Below are 16,031 nucleotides of genomic sequence, written 5' to 3'. Positions count from 1 at the left end.
CAGCAAATTAACATTTTATTGTTTTGCTGTCCTATTTTCCTAGACCACTACAGTTGGAGAAATTATTTTGGTAGTTATTGGAATTTTAATTGCATTAGGAATTAATAACTGGAATGAAAACAGAAAATCATCCGAGCTGGAAGAATCGTATTATTGCCTTTTACTAAATGATATAGAAGAGGACAAAGAACAAATTAAGACATTAATAGCAGTTAACAAGAAGCGTATTGAAAACTCAAATATTGCAATTACAACAATTCAAAGTGAAAATATAGACCTAACAGAATTAGGAAGTAAAATCAACCTTTCTAGAAGGGATATGACTCAATCATTCATTCCAAATTCATCTACTTATGAAGATATAAAGTCTAGTGGGAATATAAATACGCTGAAAGATAGTCAAATCCGAAAATCACTAAATCAATATATCAAAAAAACAGAAGATTTGAATAGTGTAATTTTAGGAAATATGAACCTTGTATTTAATCGGTTAGCACAAACAGCAGATTGGTTTAATTCAGGAGTATTGCACGCGGAATATAAGAAATTGTTTCCAAGAGAAATACAAAAAAATTTAAGTGTTGATTTTCCTAACAAAATACCAGAAGAAACAAAAGCTAGGTTATATGAAGACTTGGTGATGGAAGGTATTCTATTAAGAAGACGTTCAGAATTATTGAATCTTATTGATAATCAAATAAATATAATGAACTCGAAATTAGCCGATAAATGTAAAGTTAAAAGTGATTACATTAAATAACGAAAGCACAACAATGGCTATAATTAATTGCTTGATATCGCCTACTTTGGAAATTCCTGCGGAATTTCCAACTTGGTGTGTACTTGCAAAGTTAATCGCTAAACCACGCAACTACTCATAGCCGAGACCGTTGTGCTTCATTACCAGAAACCGCTAACCAATGATAAAATTCTTTAGAAAAATCAGACAAAATTTACTTACAGAAGGCAAAACTGGAAAGTATTTAAAATATGCGATTGGTGAAATCGTACTTGTCGTTATTGGAATCTTATTAGCGTTAAGTATTAACAATTGGAATGAAAATAGAAAAGCAAATTCCAATCAACTAAAATATCTAAACTTATTAAAAAAAGAGGCCTTAAGTAATATCACAAGCCTTGACATTGAATTAGGCAGAATTAAAAAACAGGTCGAAGGACAAAAAGAGGTTTTTCGTTTAATTGATGAATCCAAAGATACGCTGTCAGAAACATATGTCTCTCAAGTATTCTTTAATACATTTACAACTCTTGTAGGTTTCAATTATAAAAATAGTGTGCTTACCGAAATTAAGAATTCAGGAGAACTAAAGAACATAGAAAACGATAGTTTGAGATTGACATTAATAGCACTCGAACCTTTTATCGAACAAGTAAAGTTTCAAGAGAACTCTATAAATACTTTACAAAAGAAAATAATAGAGCGAATAAGTCGGAATGGAGATTTGAGAATAATATTAGAAAGTGTAGGATTTAACAATCAACTTGGAATAGGCAAATCTAAAGCCATAAGCAAAGGAAACAAACCTGTTCTTAATGACGATTATTTTAAGAATAATATGATTGAGTATATGTCGGTAACCTTTAATTTAACTGACCTATTATATCCAAGAATAAGAAACCAATTTATTGATATTATAAATAAAATTGATAAAGAAATTGACGATAAGAAGTAAATAAAAAATAACGAAAGCACAACACCGTATATAATTTATTGCTTGTTCTAGCCTACTTACGAAAATCCTCGCGGATTTTCTATTCGGTTTGTATTTGCTAAATTAGGTGCTGAAAACACGCAACAAACCATATACAAACACGTTGATGCGAAATCCCTTCGGTCTTTCGCATCAACGTCCCGCCCGAGTTCCTCCTGCCCTTGCGCTCGCCCTTCGGGACTTCGCACAACGGCCGAGTTAGCGACATTTTTATACCCTACATTTTGTACCTTCCTAAAAACCTCGCCAACTCGGGCGGGACGTTGTGCTTCATTAAGAAAACAAAAATATGAGAATAAAATCTTTTAAAATTACTGACTTTAAACCCATAAAGAATATTGAAATGGGTCATTTAGGAGACATTATTATCATAGCTGGGGCAAATGGATCTGGTAAAACAAGATTGAAGCAAGCAATTGTTCAAACACTTCAAGGGGATCCTGTAATGGATATAACTATTGAAGCTACACGAACAGAAGAAGAAGATCCAAAGTATTTTAATGGTTCTAGTGTAGAAGTGAAGACAGGACAACCTAACCAAACATTAAATAATTACATAAATAGCAGAAAATATGGTGCTGGAAAATATGTTGGATCATTGGTACAGATTGATTCAAATAGAAGTATACAGGCACTTAAATATAATCCAGTAAATTGGTTAGCAGGAGACCCGGATGATACGAATGGGCCGGGCAATTATTATTTTAGTGCTTTTTCAGGTCGTTGGCAAAATTTCGTCAATTACATTCATCAAAAATCGGCTTCTAGAGATAAGAAATTAGCAGACTCATTGAAAAAAGAGCCAACCAAAGGAGAAGAAATAATTCAAAAAAATCCTGATCCGTTTCAAAAATATAAAAAAATCTTTTCAGACCTATTACCAGGAAAAGAACTGATCGATATTAACCCTGCCCAACCAAGGGAATTTCAATATAAAGATGAAACTGGTCAAGCACTACCTTTTCAAACTTTGAGTTCAGGAGAGCAAGAAGTAATAAAGGTATTATTTGACGTTGCTAGGAAAGAAATAAAACATTCAGTATTAATTATTGATGAGCCAGAATTACATCTACATCCAACCCTTACTTTTAAATTAATAGAATCATTAAAATCAATAGGATAACACACAAATCAGTTCATCTTTTTGACTCACTCAGCTGACTTAATATCAACGTATTACTCTACTGGGAATGTGTTTTTTATTGATTCAACTCAAACTGGAGCAAATCAAGCACACAGACTTAGTGATTTAAATCACAGTCATCACGAATTAGTTCAACTAATTGGAGAAAATCTTGGATTATTTGCAGTAGGTAAAAAAATAGTTTTTGTAGAAGGAGAATCTTCTAGTATTGATAGACTAACGTATCATAAAATAGCCCAATCAGTCAATACAGAGTTGAAAGTAAGTCCTGTTGGCTCTGTTGCAAATATAGGAGCACTAAAAGCGGTGGAAGAACAATTAAGGAATTCCGTTTTCGGGGTTGATATGTATATGCTAAGAGACAGAGACGGTTTGAGGCAAGACCAAATTGACGAATTAGAAGCAGGTCAAAAATTAATCTGTCTGAAAAGAAGACACATTGAGAACTATTTCCTAAATGAAGAAATTCTCCACAAAGTAGCTAATCATTTATACCTTCATAAAAATGGGAATAATATTTCGGTAGAACATATAAAAGCAGAAATGAAGAGAATTGCTACTGATACCATTGGTTTTAACTTATACAAGAACTTCAAAGAACATATTGCTGCCAACTACTCCATCAAAGTCCCCAAAATTAACTCAATAGATCAAAAGACACTTGCTGAAGTAAAGACTTTGATTTCAGATGGACTTGAAAGTAATCTCACTTCACTAGCTACCGAATTAGAAAAAACAAAAACTCTAGAATGGCTTGAAACTGAAAAATTAAGATTGGAATATTTATTAAATTCTGATGCTTGGAAAGCTGAATTTCAGGGGAAAATCATTTTCTCAAAGTTATGTGGTGAAGTTTTAAAAGGAAATGCTTTAAGCATAAGAGAATGTTTTGTAGACATTGCCATAGCAGAAGAGGATGAGGGTATAAAAGAAATAGCCGAAATTCTAAAACTTATGTAATAAAAAACGAAAGCACAACAATGTATATGAAATCATAGCACCTTACAGGATGCTACGCTTCATATACTAAACGTTGATGCGAAATCCCTTCGGTCTTTCGCATCAACGTCCCGCCCGAGTGTCTCCTGCCCTTGCGCTCGCCCTTCGGGACTTCGCACAACGGCCGAGTTAGCGACATTTTTATTCCCTGCATTTTGTACCTTCCTAAAAACCTCGCCAACTCGGGCGGGACGTTGTAGCACATTTAAAAAAACTCATCAGAAATATGAAAATATATAGAATTTTACCAATTATAGCATTCTTCTTATTAGTTTCAACTGACTTAAATTCTCAAGAAACCGTTGACGAAAAAAAATATGATAAGGCCAAATTCACTCTAATTCAAAGGTTGCTGACTTGCCAATCAATTGCCTATACGACTATAAACACAACGGACTATAAAGCTCGTGAACAGTATGTTAATTTTGGAAATAAAAATTACAATTATGCTTATGAAGCATTTATTGAAATGCAGACTATTAATGAAAATATGGATGAAAATTTGAGAAAACAGATTTCTGCCATTTTAGAGCTCTTTTCTAAAGCATATTCTTCGATAGACGGTTTAGATAATCAAGAAGTTGCTTTGGCTTTATCTTTTGCAAAAGTCCGACTTGAAATGATTGTTAAAGAATTATATGCCACAACCGAATGACAAAAGAATTCCATCTATCGGATGACAAATTATGGGACAAAATATTTGAGGCTTTTGAGGACAAAGGCGGTGTGTATAAATTGATTTGTAAAGAGGATAACAAAATAAAATCTGTTGGACGTTTTCTCAATACAGACTTGAATGGAGTTTTATACATTGGAAAGGCAAATTCATATCTCGACAGAGTAATTGGATTAAAGAAAACAATAGACCCTGAAATGAAATCCGAACCACATATATGCGGTCGGAGATATAATAAAAACAAAAGAATAGGAAAACAATTTCCTTACAAGAATTTGTTTATTGAATTAATTGGAGATAGTAATCCTGAACAAAAAGAAAAAGAGGAATTAGACAAATATTTTGAGGAATTTGGAGAAGTTCCACCATTAAATGCAAATGGATAAAAAACGTGCTACAACACCGTATATAATTTATTGCTGGCTTCTGCCCTACTTACGAAAGTCCTCGCGGACTTTCTTGGTCGGTAATTATTTACTAAATTAGGTGCTTGAAACACGCAACAAACCATATACAACAACGTTGTAAGTAATGCGGAAATCGTGCTAAAATTTGAACATTTGGACTGAAAAAGCCAACGCTCAAACAGTACATTTATTTTTTTGCCAACGCTAAATTCCAACGCTCGAAAAAATAAAAGAACTGTTTCTTGCCAACGCTCGAATTATCCACCACAAAATGTGAACAAAAAATCCAAACAAACAGAAAATACAAACAAAACTTTTATAACTTGTGGCATTTAAACCAAAATCAAATGATAAAAGAAAGAATTGACATAGAAACCATTGACGGACAGTTATTTGAAATTAAAATAATTGAACCAGATGATTCAAAACCAGCTTCTTTTACTCACTATTTACATAATCACAAAAACGGTGTTTCACAATTCTACAAAAAAGATGCTTTGTCTTTTGTAGAAAGAATTTTAAAAAAAGAATATCCAAACCAACAGATTACGCAGGAATTTGCAGAAGATGCCTTACAATATTTAATATTTGACTTAAATAAATCAGTTCCATTTCCAGCACCTGAAAATCCAAAATTCAAATTTATTGACCTCTTTGCAGGAATCGGAGGATTTCGAATTGCAATGCAAAATTTAGGAGGAAAATGTGTTTTCACAAGTGAGTGGAATAAAGAGGCACAAAAAACTTATAGAGCAAATTTTGGAGAAATTCCATTTGGAGATATTACAAAGGAAAGAGTGAAAAACTATATCCCAAACAAATTTGATATACTTTGTGCTGGCTTTCCTTGTCAAGCATTTTCAATTGCAGGATATGGTAAAGGTTTTTCAGACACCAGAGGTACACTATTTTTTGATGTAGAACAAATTATAGAAAAGCACAGGCCAAAAGTTGTTTTTCTTGAAAATGTTAAAAATTTAGTTTCGCACGATAAAGGAAAAACATTTGAAGTTATTATTGAGATTTTGGAAAAGAAACTCGGCTACAAAGTTTCCTACGATGTTTTGAATTCAATGACTCACGCCAACATTCCTCAAAATAGAGAGCGTATTTTTATAGTAGCATTTGACCCAAAACAGGTTAAAAATTATAAAAATTTTAAATTTCCTGATAAAATTAAACTGACAAAAACAATACACGACATTCTTGATAATGACAAGAAAGATGATAAATATTATTATAGTAAAAAACACAAATATTATCCTGAATTATCAAAAGCAATGACGAATAAAAACACAGTTTATCAATGGCGTAGAGTTTATGTTCGTGAAAATAAAAGCAATGTCTGTCCTACTTTAACTGCAAATATGGGAACAGGCGGACACAATGTACCCTTAATTAAAGATGATTTTGGTATTAGAAAATTAACGCCAAAAGAATGTTTTGCTTTTCAAGGCTACAATATGGATAAATATATTTTACCATCTGTTGCTGATAGCAAACTTTATATGCAAGCAGGTAATTCTGTTACCACAAATTTAATAGAGAGAATTACTAATGAAATAATAGAAGTCTTGTAATATGAGTATTTGGGAAGAATATTCAAAGGAACAAAGAGAAGAATATATCAAGTTTTTACAGGTATATGGCGCACTAACAAATTTATTCCGTCAAAAAAAGGGAGATTTAATTCCTTATCTTGATTCTAAATATCAAGAAACAATATTTGCAAAATCCTTTAAAGGTCAGAATGTTGATATTGGTAATACACCTCACGATATTTTATCTGTTTTTGGAGATAAAAGAGTTGGAATTGGCTTAAAAACTTGGATGGGTAGTCAACCATCATTCCAAAAAGTAATGCAACTAAAACGCTATCAGAATGAAATTAATGTCTATCAAAATAATCTCGAAGATTTGGCATACAAAATTTCCGAAATCAGAAACGAAAGGGTTTTAAGCGATTATGAACGTCTTGGATTATTAGAAGAAAATAATATTTATCATTATGTAACAAGAGACAAAGGAAGTTTTACAATTAATGAGTGTGCTTATCCTTTAATTGATTTAAAAAACTTACGTGATTTTAACAAAACAAGGACAGCTTTTTCTTGGTCTGACGGCAATAAGGATTATAAATACACTTTTGGAGACTCTCAAATTTGGCAAAAATTTGACTCAAATAAATACAAGTCAATTTTACTAAAAACATTCGATGTAAAAATAATCGATGACCCATTTTCTTTCCTTCTAGAAGCATACTTAAATCTTCTTAATAAGCCTCAAGCAGTCGAAGAAGATATAATTGAAGCTTACTTACCATTATATTCATTCAGTTCTAAAGAGGTTGAAGAAAAGTCTGGATTAAATGCTTGGAATGCAGCCCCTAAAAGCAAGGATAGTAATATTCCAAGACCATTGAATGAAGTCTACATTCCAATTCCAAAAGAATTTCATAAATTAAATCCTGACTTTTTTACTAAAGATATTTTATCCATAATAGAAGTAAGAAATAAACTAAAAGGAACAAAACAAGCAAGACCTGAAGTTCGTTTTCATTTATTACTTCCTAACGGAAAAAAAATCCCTGCTTTATTGACTGGAGATAATATGAAAAATTTTCAGTCAGGCAGTAACACAGAATATGATGAAAACGGTAAAAGATTTGGTCAAGACGCGTTAGGTCAATGGCTATTAGTCGATGTTTTAGGTTTAAAAGAAAGAAATCAAGTTACTCGTGAATGGTTGGAAAAAAAAGGAACAGATGCCGTTCGCCTGTGGAGAAAAAAAGGAGACTATTCTATTATCAACATAGATTTTGCACCTATTGGAGCATTTGAGGCTTTTATGAATAACGAACCTATTCCAGAAGATGAGGAATAAATCATTTAATTTTTTCTAAAAATTTAAAACCTACAAAATCCATATATTCATCAGTACTTGATTGTACTACGGAAGTATCAATCAAATTATTTTTTATGACATCTTTTGTTGCAAGACCACAAAGCAAAAAAGTTAAACTATCTTTTTGTATTATAAAAAATACTGGATTTTTAATATCCTTTGTCTTTATCAATGGCAAATTTCCGAAATCAAAAACATTGATATTTACTTTTTTTCCATCCAATTTTATATATGGCTGAAAATCGCCTAAATTAACCTTATCCAAATCTATAAGTTCAAGATTTAAATGCTTCTGGAGAGACATTAAACCACCAATGTTTTTCATTGTTTTTTCAAAAAAAGCCTGACCTTCATATCTATCTCTCATCTGATTCAGGTTGGTCAAACCCAAATGATTCATAGCTGAATTTCGAATTAACACTTCGTCAGTCTTTGAAAACCTTATTTGTGGATACAATCTTAAATATTCACCTATATATTTAAAAAACAATTTCATTATTAAATTTTATAAACGCAAAACTAACAAATCTATTGACATTAATTCGATAATTATAAAACGAAATTAATTTTATTAAAGCCAAAGCTCAAAGCCATACACATTCGCAATTCGCTTCAGCCAATGCTACGCCAAAAATTTCAAAAGAGTATGTCTTCCCAACGCTTACTTTTAAACTAAATAACAAACATCGGAAAAACAGCCTGAATGAAAAGCACTACTTACAACAACGTGTATAAAACATAGCTATTACAGGCTTTACGAAAGGTTTTTGCTTATTTATTAAGTCCACCAAATTTTTATTTTTGTATATTTATAAATTAAAAGATAAATAGAAAAAATAAAAATTCGGCTCGTGCCAAATCCGAAAAGTTAGTGTCTTTTTACACGCTACGTTTCATACACAAGACCGTAGCCAATTTGAAAAAAAGCATTTTATGAAAAGTAAACATTCATTTTTAATAACACTTTTAATAGTCTTAAACATTATGACGGGATGCAAATCTGATAAGTCGGAATTGGATAAAATGGTCGAATTCGGACAAAAATATACCGATGCTTGGAACAGTAAAGTGCCTGAAAAAATGGCTTCATTTTACGCAGAGGATGGAACACTAACTGTAAATAACGGAACACCAGCAGTCGGAAGAAAACAATTAGCGGAAACTGCTAAATCCTATATGGATGCATTTCCTGATTTGGAATTAATTATGGACAGTCTGACAAAGGGAAATGAGACCTATCGATATTACTGGACTTTTAAAGGAACTAATTCTGGACCAAACGGAACTGGCAACAAAGTTGATTTCAGCGGATTTGAAGAATGGACTATGAATGACCAAGGACTCGTCCAAAAATCAATCGGAACGTACGATGCGGAAGAATATGAAAAACAGTTGAATGGGAATTAAAAAAACTGGCTACAACAATGTATAACCGCAATTACGGCGGATTCGACTACGTCCGAATCCATTCGGAATTGCTAACGTCAGTGCCTAACCGAAAATTAACGCATATAAACCCGTAACTGACGGTTATACGAGACCGTTGATGCGAAATCCCTTCGGTCTTTCGCATCAACGTCCCGCCCGAGTTCCTCCTGCCCTTGCGCTCGCCCTTCGGGACTTCGCACAACGGCCGAGTTAACGACATTTTTATACCCTACATTTTGTACCTTCCTAAAAACCTCGCCAACTCGGGCGGGACGTTGTATGCCATGCGAAAAAAGAGCCACCGCACAAATAGCACATTTGGTTTTTGCCTACACACAGGCAAACGCTGAAAGAACCAGAAGAGCTATTTTTTAGCCAACGCTTGACAGAAATTGAAACTGAATTGAAAAAAACTGAAATACAAGAAAACGAATGTTTGAACAGACTTTTAAAAATATAGACGACATACTTCATAAGGACGCAGGATGTGGTAGTGAATTGGATTATGTGGAACAAACATCTTGGGTACTGTTCTTGAAGTATTTGGACGACTTAGAACGTGACCGTGCTACTTCCGCAGAACTCACAGGAAAAACGTACTCACCAATCATTGACCAAGAATATCAATGGAGTGTTTGGGCTGCTCCCAAATTAGCTGACGGAAAAATTGACCACAATGCCCTGACAGGTGACGACCTTTTGGACTTTGTAAACGGCAAGCTCTTCCCTTACCTCAAAAAATTCAAATTGTCTGCCGAAAATGCTGACACGATTGAATATAAGATTGGCGAGATTTTTAGCGAACTGAAAAACCGCATCCAAAGCGGCTACAATTTGCGAGAAGTGATAAACCGCATTGACGAGCTGCGTTTTCGAACCCATGCAGAAAAGCACGAAATGAGCCATCTGTATGAAGACAAAATCAAAAACATGGGCAATGCCGGGCGAAACGGTGGTGAATACTACACGCCTCGACCGCTCATTACCACCATTGTAAAAGTGGTTGACCCAAAAATTGGCGACAAAATTTATGATGGTGCTGTGGGTTCTGCGGGTTTCTTATGTGAAGCCTTTGACTATTTGAAATCAGGAAAGGAACTAAGCACCAAAGAATGGGAGACTTTGCAAAAACGCACCTTTTACGGAAAGGAGAAAAAATCATTGGCCTACATCATTGGCATTATGAATATGATTTTGCATGGTGTGGAAGCGCCCAACATCATACACACAAACACGCTTGCTGAAAACTTGGCCGACATACAGGAAAAAGACCGCTACAATGTAGTGCTTGCCAATCCGCCTTTTGGTGGAAAGGAACGTGTCGAAGTGCAACAAAACTTTCCCATTAAAACAGGCGAAACGGCTTCCCTCTTTTTGCAACACTTCATTAAAATATTGAAAGCAGGTGGAAAAGCAGGTGTGGTGATTAAAAACACTTTTTTGAGCAATACCGATAATGCCAGCATTGCTATGCGAAAAGAACTATTGCAGAACTGCAACCTCCACACCGTTTTGGATTTACCAGGCGGAACGTTTACAGGTGCAGGTGTAAAAACAGTGGTGCTGTTTTTTGAAAAAGGCAAAGCCACACAAAAGGTTTGGTTTTACTCCTTAAACCCAGGCCGCAATTTGGGTAAGACTAACCCGCTCAATGAAAAGGATTTGGCTGAGTTTATTGAACTGCAAAAAAACTTCGCAGAAAGCGAAAACTCTTGGACGGTAAATATGAAGGACGTTGACCAAAGCACTTTTGATCTGAGCGTAAAAAACCCAAATACCCCAGAAGAAGCACCGCTGCGCCAACCACAAGAAATATTATCAGCAATAAAAGCCTTGGATGATGAAAGCGCTGAAATCTTAGATACTATTCAACACTTGGTATGAGTAAAAAAGCAGCCATAACGATAAAGCAGGTTGAAAACAGAATTTTCACTGTTCGGGGCAAGCAGGTGATGATTGATTATCATTTGGCTGAACTTTATGATGTGGAAACCAAAAGATTGAATGAACAAGTAAAACGAAATACTAAAAGGTTTCCTGAGTCATTTATGTTTCAACTTTCTGCATTGGAATGGGAAACGTTGCAGGCGCAAATTGCGACCGCAGAAACAGACAATGATTTGCAGTCGCAAATTGCGACCGCAAAAAGAAGAACGTTTCCTTATGTGTTTACCGAACAAGGTGTGGCTATGCTATCTGCTGTTTTAAACAGTGAAACAGCTGTGAACGTGAGTGTTCAAATAATGGATGCATTTGTAAAAATGCGACAGACGCTATTGGAAAACTCACTGATCAACTATCGCTTAGATAAAGTAGAACGCCAACAAATAGAAACAGACCAAAAATTTGAGCAAGTGTTTAAAGCGCTAGAAAGCAAAGATGTAATTCCTAACCAAGGCGTATTCTTTGACGGACAAGTATTTGATGCCTATGAATTGGCTTCTAAAATCATCCGCTCTGCCAAAAAGAGCATTGTGTTGATCGATAATTACATCAACGAAAACACCTTGACCCATTTGGCCAAAAAGAGCAAAAGCGTACAGGCTCTGCTGTTGACTAAGACTATTAGTAAACAGCTGAAGTTGGACGTGCAAAAAGCCAATGAGCAATACGGCAATTTTGAAGCAAAACCCTTTACCCAAAGCCACGACCGTTTTTTGATCATTGACAATGCCGAAGTGTATCACTTAGGTGCTTCACTCAAAGATTTGGGTAAAAATGGTTTGCGTTCTCTAAGATGGAAACCACGTCAGTAGAGAGTATTTTTAATGCAATTTCGGGATTGGTATGATGGAAGGTTGGACAGAAAAGATTTGGGATGAAGTGCTTGAAATCCGAAGCGGGCGTAACCAAAAGGAAGTTGAAGATCCTAAAGGGAAAATTTCCCATCATAGGAAGCGCAGGTAAGATAATGGGATACGCTAAGGATTACATCTGTGAAGAAGGAACTACAATTGTTGGAAGAAAGGGAACGATTAATAATCCAATGCTGATTGAAGAAAAGTTTTGGAATGTTGATACAGCTTTTGGTTTGCATGCAAAAGATAGTTTAGACAAAAGGTTTCTACATTACTTCTGTCTTAGCTTTGACTTCACTGAAATGGACAGGGGTTCAGGCCGTCCGAGCTTAGTAAAGTCTGATTTACTAAAAATTAAAATGCTTGTTCCACCCCTCCCCGAACAACAGCGCATTGTTTCCATTTTAGATGAGGTTTTTTCGGCTATTGAGCGCAGTCGAAATAATGCCGAACAAAACCGCTTAAATGCGAATGAACTTTTTGAAAGCTAAAGTATTAGGTAGCCAAATCGCTTTTCAAACAGCATTTAAAGGATTTAAGGTTTCAGCTTACGATATTAGTGATGAAGCATTATAGGAAGCGAAAGAACGATTTAACGTTTTAAAAGAACGCTATCAACAAGATGAATATGGCTCGAAAAAAGAAGTGGATGATGGATACAATCGTATTTCCTTATATACCGATTTGGCAAAAGCTGTTGAGAACGCTGATTTAGTTATCGAGGCGGTTCCAGAATTGCTCAGCATTAAGCAAGACTTCTATAAAAAGTTGTCGAAAGTTGCGAATAAAGAAACAATTTTCGCTTCTAACTCCTCTACCATGATACCAAGTCAACTTGTAGATTTTACAGATCGACCTGAAAAATACTTGCATTTACATTTTGCCAACGAAATTTGGAAACTGAATATTGCTGAAGTCATGAAGCATGAGCGCACGTCTATAGAAGTATTTGAAGAAGTGATTGATTTTGCGAAAGCGATTGGATGGTTCCGATCCCATCCCATTACATAAAGAGCAACCGGGCTATGTTTTAAATTCGCTATTGGTCCCCCACCTTAAGGCCAGTATTCAAATGGCGGCAGATGGAATTGCTGACCCAAAAATAATTGATAAGACCTGGATGATTTCAACAGGTGCACCACTAGGCCCGTTCGCATTCTTGGATATCATTGGACCAAACACATCCTATAATTTGTTTAAAGCACAGGGAGATGAAGGAGATGAACTTTCTGCAAAAGGTGCCAAATGGTTAAAAGCAGCATATCTCGACAAAGGAAAAATGGGAACCGCAAATGGTAAAGGGATATATAACTATCCAAATCCGGCATATAAAGATGCTGATTTCCTAAAATAATAGTTTAGTAAGATGTGAGATATAAAAGGGAATCAGGACGGTCGCACAACAATGGAAACGTTGTAATGTGGGTGAGAAACGGGGTGATGGATGGTGTTTTTTGTTATTCACCTTTCCAAATAGTCAATGAACAGGCTATCCGATAGCTTTTAACCGACAAATGAACATTAACTTTACACTAGATTCGACTATCGTAGTTTTGGTGAGATAGAACAGATATTAAAACGCTATGTGAAATTTTACAATAATGAAAGGTTGCATGGACTGTTAGGAACGTAAAATCTCGAACAAGAAACGCAGATAAACATCTAATTTTAAAGAAAAAATTAACCGCTTAATTAATAATCTACATTTAAAAGATTACTCTTGTTTTATAGGGGTTAAACCAAAAATCCTAAATAAAAGCTCTTGATTATGGAAAATTACACAAAGCAAAAAAAAATGATTATCCCAAAAATTATTGTTTTAATATTTCTGCCTCCATATAGTCCGGAACTTTATCCCGCTGAAAATAATATGGGCAAAATACGAACGAGCTTTTTCAAATAAATTTTACACACCGCAGGGGGAGACATAAGATTTTTTATGTAATAAGGTTGCTACTACTAGCAATAAAGAGGTTATGAGTATTCGTGAGTTTACTTATATATTTTTATGTAATTTGGACTATACAATATTTGTGCTTGGTATAACATATCCGATATTATTCCTAATTTTAGCAACTAATTTCAAATTCATTAAGATGGAATCCAATAATAAAATAGAAAATAAGATACTCACGGAAGACTTTAAAACCAGTTCAAACTTTTATACAAGCGATGTTATTTTTTCGCATTATTTTAAAAAGCAAATCTCCCAAAACGGATTTGACTATTTTAATAAAAATCTGGATTTCATTGGCCGGTCGGCAGCTTGCAACATGGACAAACTATCTATTCTGGCAGATAAAAATGGCCCGGAATTGATAAAACGGGACGCTTATGGCGAATTGCTGGATGAAATTTCCTTTCATCCTTCTTATGCAGCATTAATGGAAATTGCCGTAAAGTCTGAGATGTTTCGGATAAAATGGGAACCAACTTTAAACAAAAAATTCCAAAAAGAACTACATGTATTGGGATTTAGTGCAGGGTATCTTTATGCGATGAGCGAAATGGGGCAATACTGCCCCTTGTGCATGACCGATGGTGTTGCCCGGTTGATAAATAAATTTTGTGAGGAAAAAGACAAATTGCGACTACTTCCTAAAATATATACGGAAAAGGCGAAAGAATTTTTTACCGGGGCAATGTTTTTAACAGAAAAGTCAGGCGGGTCTGATGTTGGCAGAAATATCGTTACTGCTGAGAAAATAGAAGGAAATAAATACAAGCTTTATGGTGAGAAATGGTTTTGTAGTAATGCTAATGCAGATTTAATATTTGCTTTGGCGCGAACAGACGAAAGTATTAAGGGAACAAAGGGGCTATCTATATTTCTTGTTGAAAAACATTTACCGGAAGGGACAAAAAATACAATTGAAATGATTCGTATTAAAGAAAAACTTGGTGTGCGTTCCATGGCCAGTGCAGAATGTTTTTTTCAAGGAGCTGAAGCAACTTTGGTCGGAGAAGAGTTCAATGGTTTTAAAATCATGGCCGACATGCTAAATTTATCACGCTTGTACAATTCAGTTGCAGCAATTTCGGCAGGAAGAAGAGGATTGATTGAAGCGTATAATTTTCTGAAATATAGAATAACATTCGGTAAAAGGGCAATTGAACACGCCTTAATCCGAAGAAAGCTGCACGAATTGGCAAGTTTACACGTAGCAGGATTTTATTTAACATATAGGGTTATAAAAGCATTGGACGCATCAGATAATGGAAATAAAAACGAAAGTAAATTAGTAAGATTTCTCACTCCTATGACGAAAAAATGGACTGCGGAAAACGGTGTTTATATGGTTAGGGAAAGCATGGAATTAATGGGGGGGAATGGATATATCGAAGACTGTATTATGCCAAAACTAATGCGTGATGTGATGGTTCTCCCTATTTGGGAAGGTGCTGGAAATATCATGATTCTGGATATGCTTCGGGCAAAGTTCAAATCCGATGGGTATGCTGTTATGGTTAATGAAATTTCGGGAGCATTACAATCGTGCGACTATCAGAAGGATTCTGTTCTTGATACTTTTGAAAAATTGCAAGTAAAGATTGACAAACTTTCGGAATACAGTACAAATGAAATGGAGGTAAATGCAAAGATCTATTTTGAAAAACTTACAACACTTTATCAAATAGCTTTGTTAATTCATGCAACAGATAGGGAATCAATAAAATGGACGAAGCCGACTATTCGTTTTTTGACAAATAAATTTATTGGGAATGAGGAAGATTCTTTTCTTTATTCGGTAAAAGAAGTGGAGGAAATGATTGGATGGGAGATTTGAGTTCAGAGTTATGAGTGTCTATTTTTGGTTTAAATTTCCGCAAAATTAGCGTTTGAATAGGGATTTTAAGCGAACTACACGTATGGGAAAAGCCTTACCGAGCGTGTGGAACGAGGGAAACATCCAATCCAAAAGTAAATTAGAACTTTGAACC

17 protein-coding genes are annotated in these 16,031 nt (G+C 34.8%); 16 read left to right on the top strand and 1 reads right to left on the bottom strand.

Going from position 1 to position 16,031, the window contains the following annotated elements; genetic code table 11:
• The first annotated feature begins 67 nt into the window (after nt 1–67).
• The 8 genes from AAC024_RS13905 to AAC024_RS13870 all read left to right on the top strand — a co-directional run bounded on the left by AAC024_RS13905 (nt 68) and on the right by AAC024_RS13870 (nt 7,842).
• Nucleotides 68–760: a DUF6090 family protein gene (locus tag AAC024_RS13905; RefSeq protein WP_339896090.1), complete on the top strand. Its 693-nt coding sequence runs from the start codon at nt 68–70 to the stop codon at nt 758–760.
• Nucleotides 761–920: 160 nt separating this feature from the next.
• On the top strand, nt 921–1,694 hold the full coding sequence (locus AAC024_RS13900; RefSeq protein WP_339896089.1) for a DUF6090 family protein: 774 nt from the start codon (nt 921–923) through the stop codon (nt 1,692–1,694).
• 328 nt (nt 1,695–2,022) lie between these two features.
• Nucleotides 2,023–2,856, top strand: a complete 834-nt coding sequence (locus AAC024_RS13895) for an AAA family ATPase (RefSeq protein WP_339896088.1) — start codon at nt 2,023–2,025, stop codon at nt 2,854–2,856.
• Nucleotides 2,857–2,877: 21 nt separating this feature from the next.
• Nucleotides 2,878–3,837 carry a hypothetical protein gene (locus AAC024_RS13890; protein ID WP_339896087.1) on the top strand — a complete coding sequence of 320 codons (960 nt, stop codon included), beginning with the start codon at nt 2,878–2,880 and terminating at the stop codon, nt 3,835–3,837.
• 265 nt (nt 3,838–4,102) lie between these two features.
• A complete protein-coding gene (locus AAC024_RS13885; protein WP_339896086.1) occupies nt 4,103–4,531 on the top strand; it encodes a hypothetical protein in 429 nt (142 codons plus the stop codon).
• On the top strand, nt 4,528–4,938 hold the full coding sequence (locus AAC024_RS13880) for a hypothetical protein (RefSeq protein WP_339896085.1): 411 nt from the start codon (nt 4,528–4,530) through the stop codon (nt 4,936–4,938). Before AAC024_RS13885 ends, AAC024_RS13880 begins: the two co-directional genes overlap by 4 nt.
• 368 nt (nt 4,939–5,306) lie before the next feature.
• Nucleotides 5,307–6,539 (top strand): DNA (cytosine-5-)-methyltransferase, encoded by a 1,233-nt coding sequence (gene dcm, locus AAC024_RS13875; protein WP_339896084.1) that lies wholly within the window; start codon nt 5,307–5,309, stop codon nt 6,537–6,539.
• A 1-nt stretch (nt 6,540) separates the two neighbouring features.
• The gene (locus tag AAC024_RS13870; RefSeq protein WP_339896083.1) at nt 6,541–7,842 is read left to right on the top strand and encodes an NgoFVII family restriction endonuclease; all 1,302 of its coding nucleotides are present in this window, start codon (nt 6,541–6,543) and stop codon (nt 7,840–7,842) included.
• Nucleotide 7,843: 1 nt separating this feature from the next.
• Here AAC024_RS13870 and AAC024_RS13865 read toward each other — a convergent pair whose 3' ends face one another.
• A complete protein-coding gene (locus AAC024_RS13865; protein WP_339896082.1) occupies nt 7,844–8,230 on the bottom strand; it encodes a hypothetical protein in 387 nt (128 codons plus the stop codon).
• Between the two features lie 566 nt (nt 8,231–8,796).
• Between AAC024_RS13865 and AAC024_RS13860 the strand changes: the two genes are divergently transcribed.
• The 8 genes from AAC024_RS13860 (at nt 8,797) to AAC024_RS13825 (ending at nt 15,877) form a co-directional block, all read left to right on the top strand.
• Nucleotides 8,797–9,270: an ester cyclase gene (locus AAC024_RS13860; protein WP_339896081.1), complete on the top strand. Its 474-nt coding sequence runs from the start codon at nt 8,797–8,799 to the stop codon at nt 9,268–9,270.
• A 453-nt stretch (nt 9,271–9,723) separates the two neighbouring features.
• The gene (locus AAC024_RS13855) at nt 9,724–11,175 is read left to right on the top strand and encodes an N-6 DNA methylase (RefSeq protein ID WP_339896080.1); all 1,452 of its coding nucleotides are present in this window, start codon (nt 9,724–9,726) and stop codon (nt 11,173–11,175) included.
• Complete coding sequence (locus AAC024_RS13850) at nt 11,172–12,047, top strand: ORF6N domain-containing protein (protein WP_339896079.1); 876 nt, start codon at nt 11,172–11,174, stop codon at nt 12,045–12,047. Before AAC024_RS13855 ends, AAC024_RS13850 begins: the two co-directional genes overlap by 4 nt.
• Before the next feature lie 62 nt (nt 12,048–12,109).
• Nucleotides 12,110–12,580, top strand: coding sequence for a restriction endonuclease subunit S (locus AAC024_RS13845; protein ID WP_339896078.1), 471 nt, complete (start codon nt 12,110–12,112; stop codon nt 12,578–12,580).
• Between the two features lie 154 nt (nt 12,581–12,734).
• Nucleotides 12,735–13,100 (top strand): 3-hydroxyacyl-CoA dehydrogenase NAD-binding domain-containing protein, encoded by a 366-nt coding sequence (locus AAC024_RS13840; RefSeq protein WP_339896077.1) that lies wholly within the window; start codon nt 12,735–12,737, stop codon nt 13,098–13,100.
• 61 nt (nt 13,101–13,161) lie between these two features.
• Entirely contained in the window at nt 13,162–13,443 is a 282-nt protein-coding gene (locus tag AAC024_RS13835; protein ID WP_339896076.1) for a 3-hydroxyacyl-CoA dehydrogenase family protein, read from the top strand.
• A 207-nt stretch (nt 13,444–13,650) separates the two neighbouring features.
• Nucleotides 13,651–13,722, top strand: coding sequence for a hypothetical protein (locus AAC024_RS13830; RefSeq protein WP_339896091.1), 72 nt, complete (start codon nt 13,651–13,653; stop codon nt 13,720–13,722).
• Between the two features lie 343 nt (nt 13,723–14,065).
• Entirely contained in the window at nt 14,066–15,877 is a 1,812-nt protein-coding gene (locus tag AAC024_RS13825) for an acyl-CoA dehydrogenase family protein (protein WP_339896075.1), read from the top strand.
• The last annotated feature ends 154 nt before the right edge of the window (nt 15,878–16,031 follow it).

This window comes from uncultured Algibacter sp. (assembly GCF_963976535.1).
GTDB lineage: Bacteria > Bacteroidota > Bacteroidia > Flavobacteriales > Flavobacteriaceae > Algibacter_B.
Note: the sequence above shows the minus strand (reverse complement) of the source record. Positions and strands in the feature narration are given on the sequence as shown.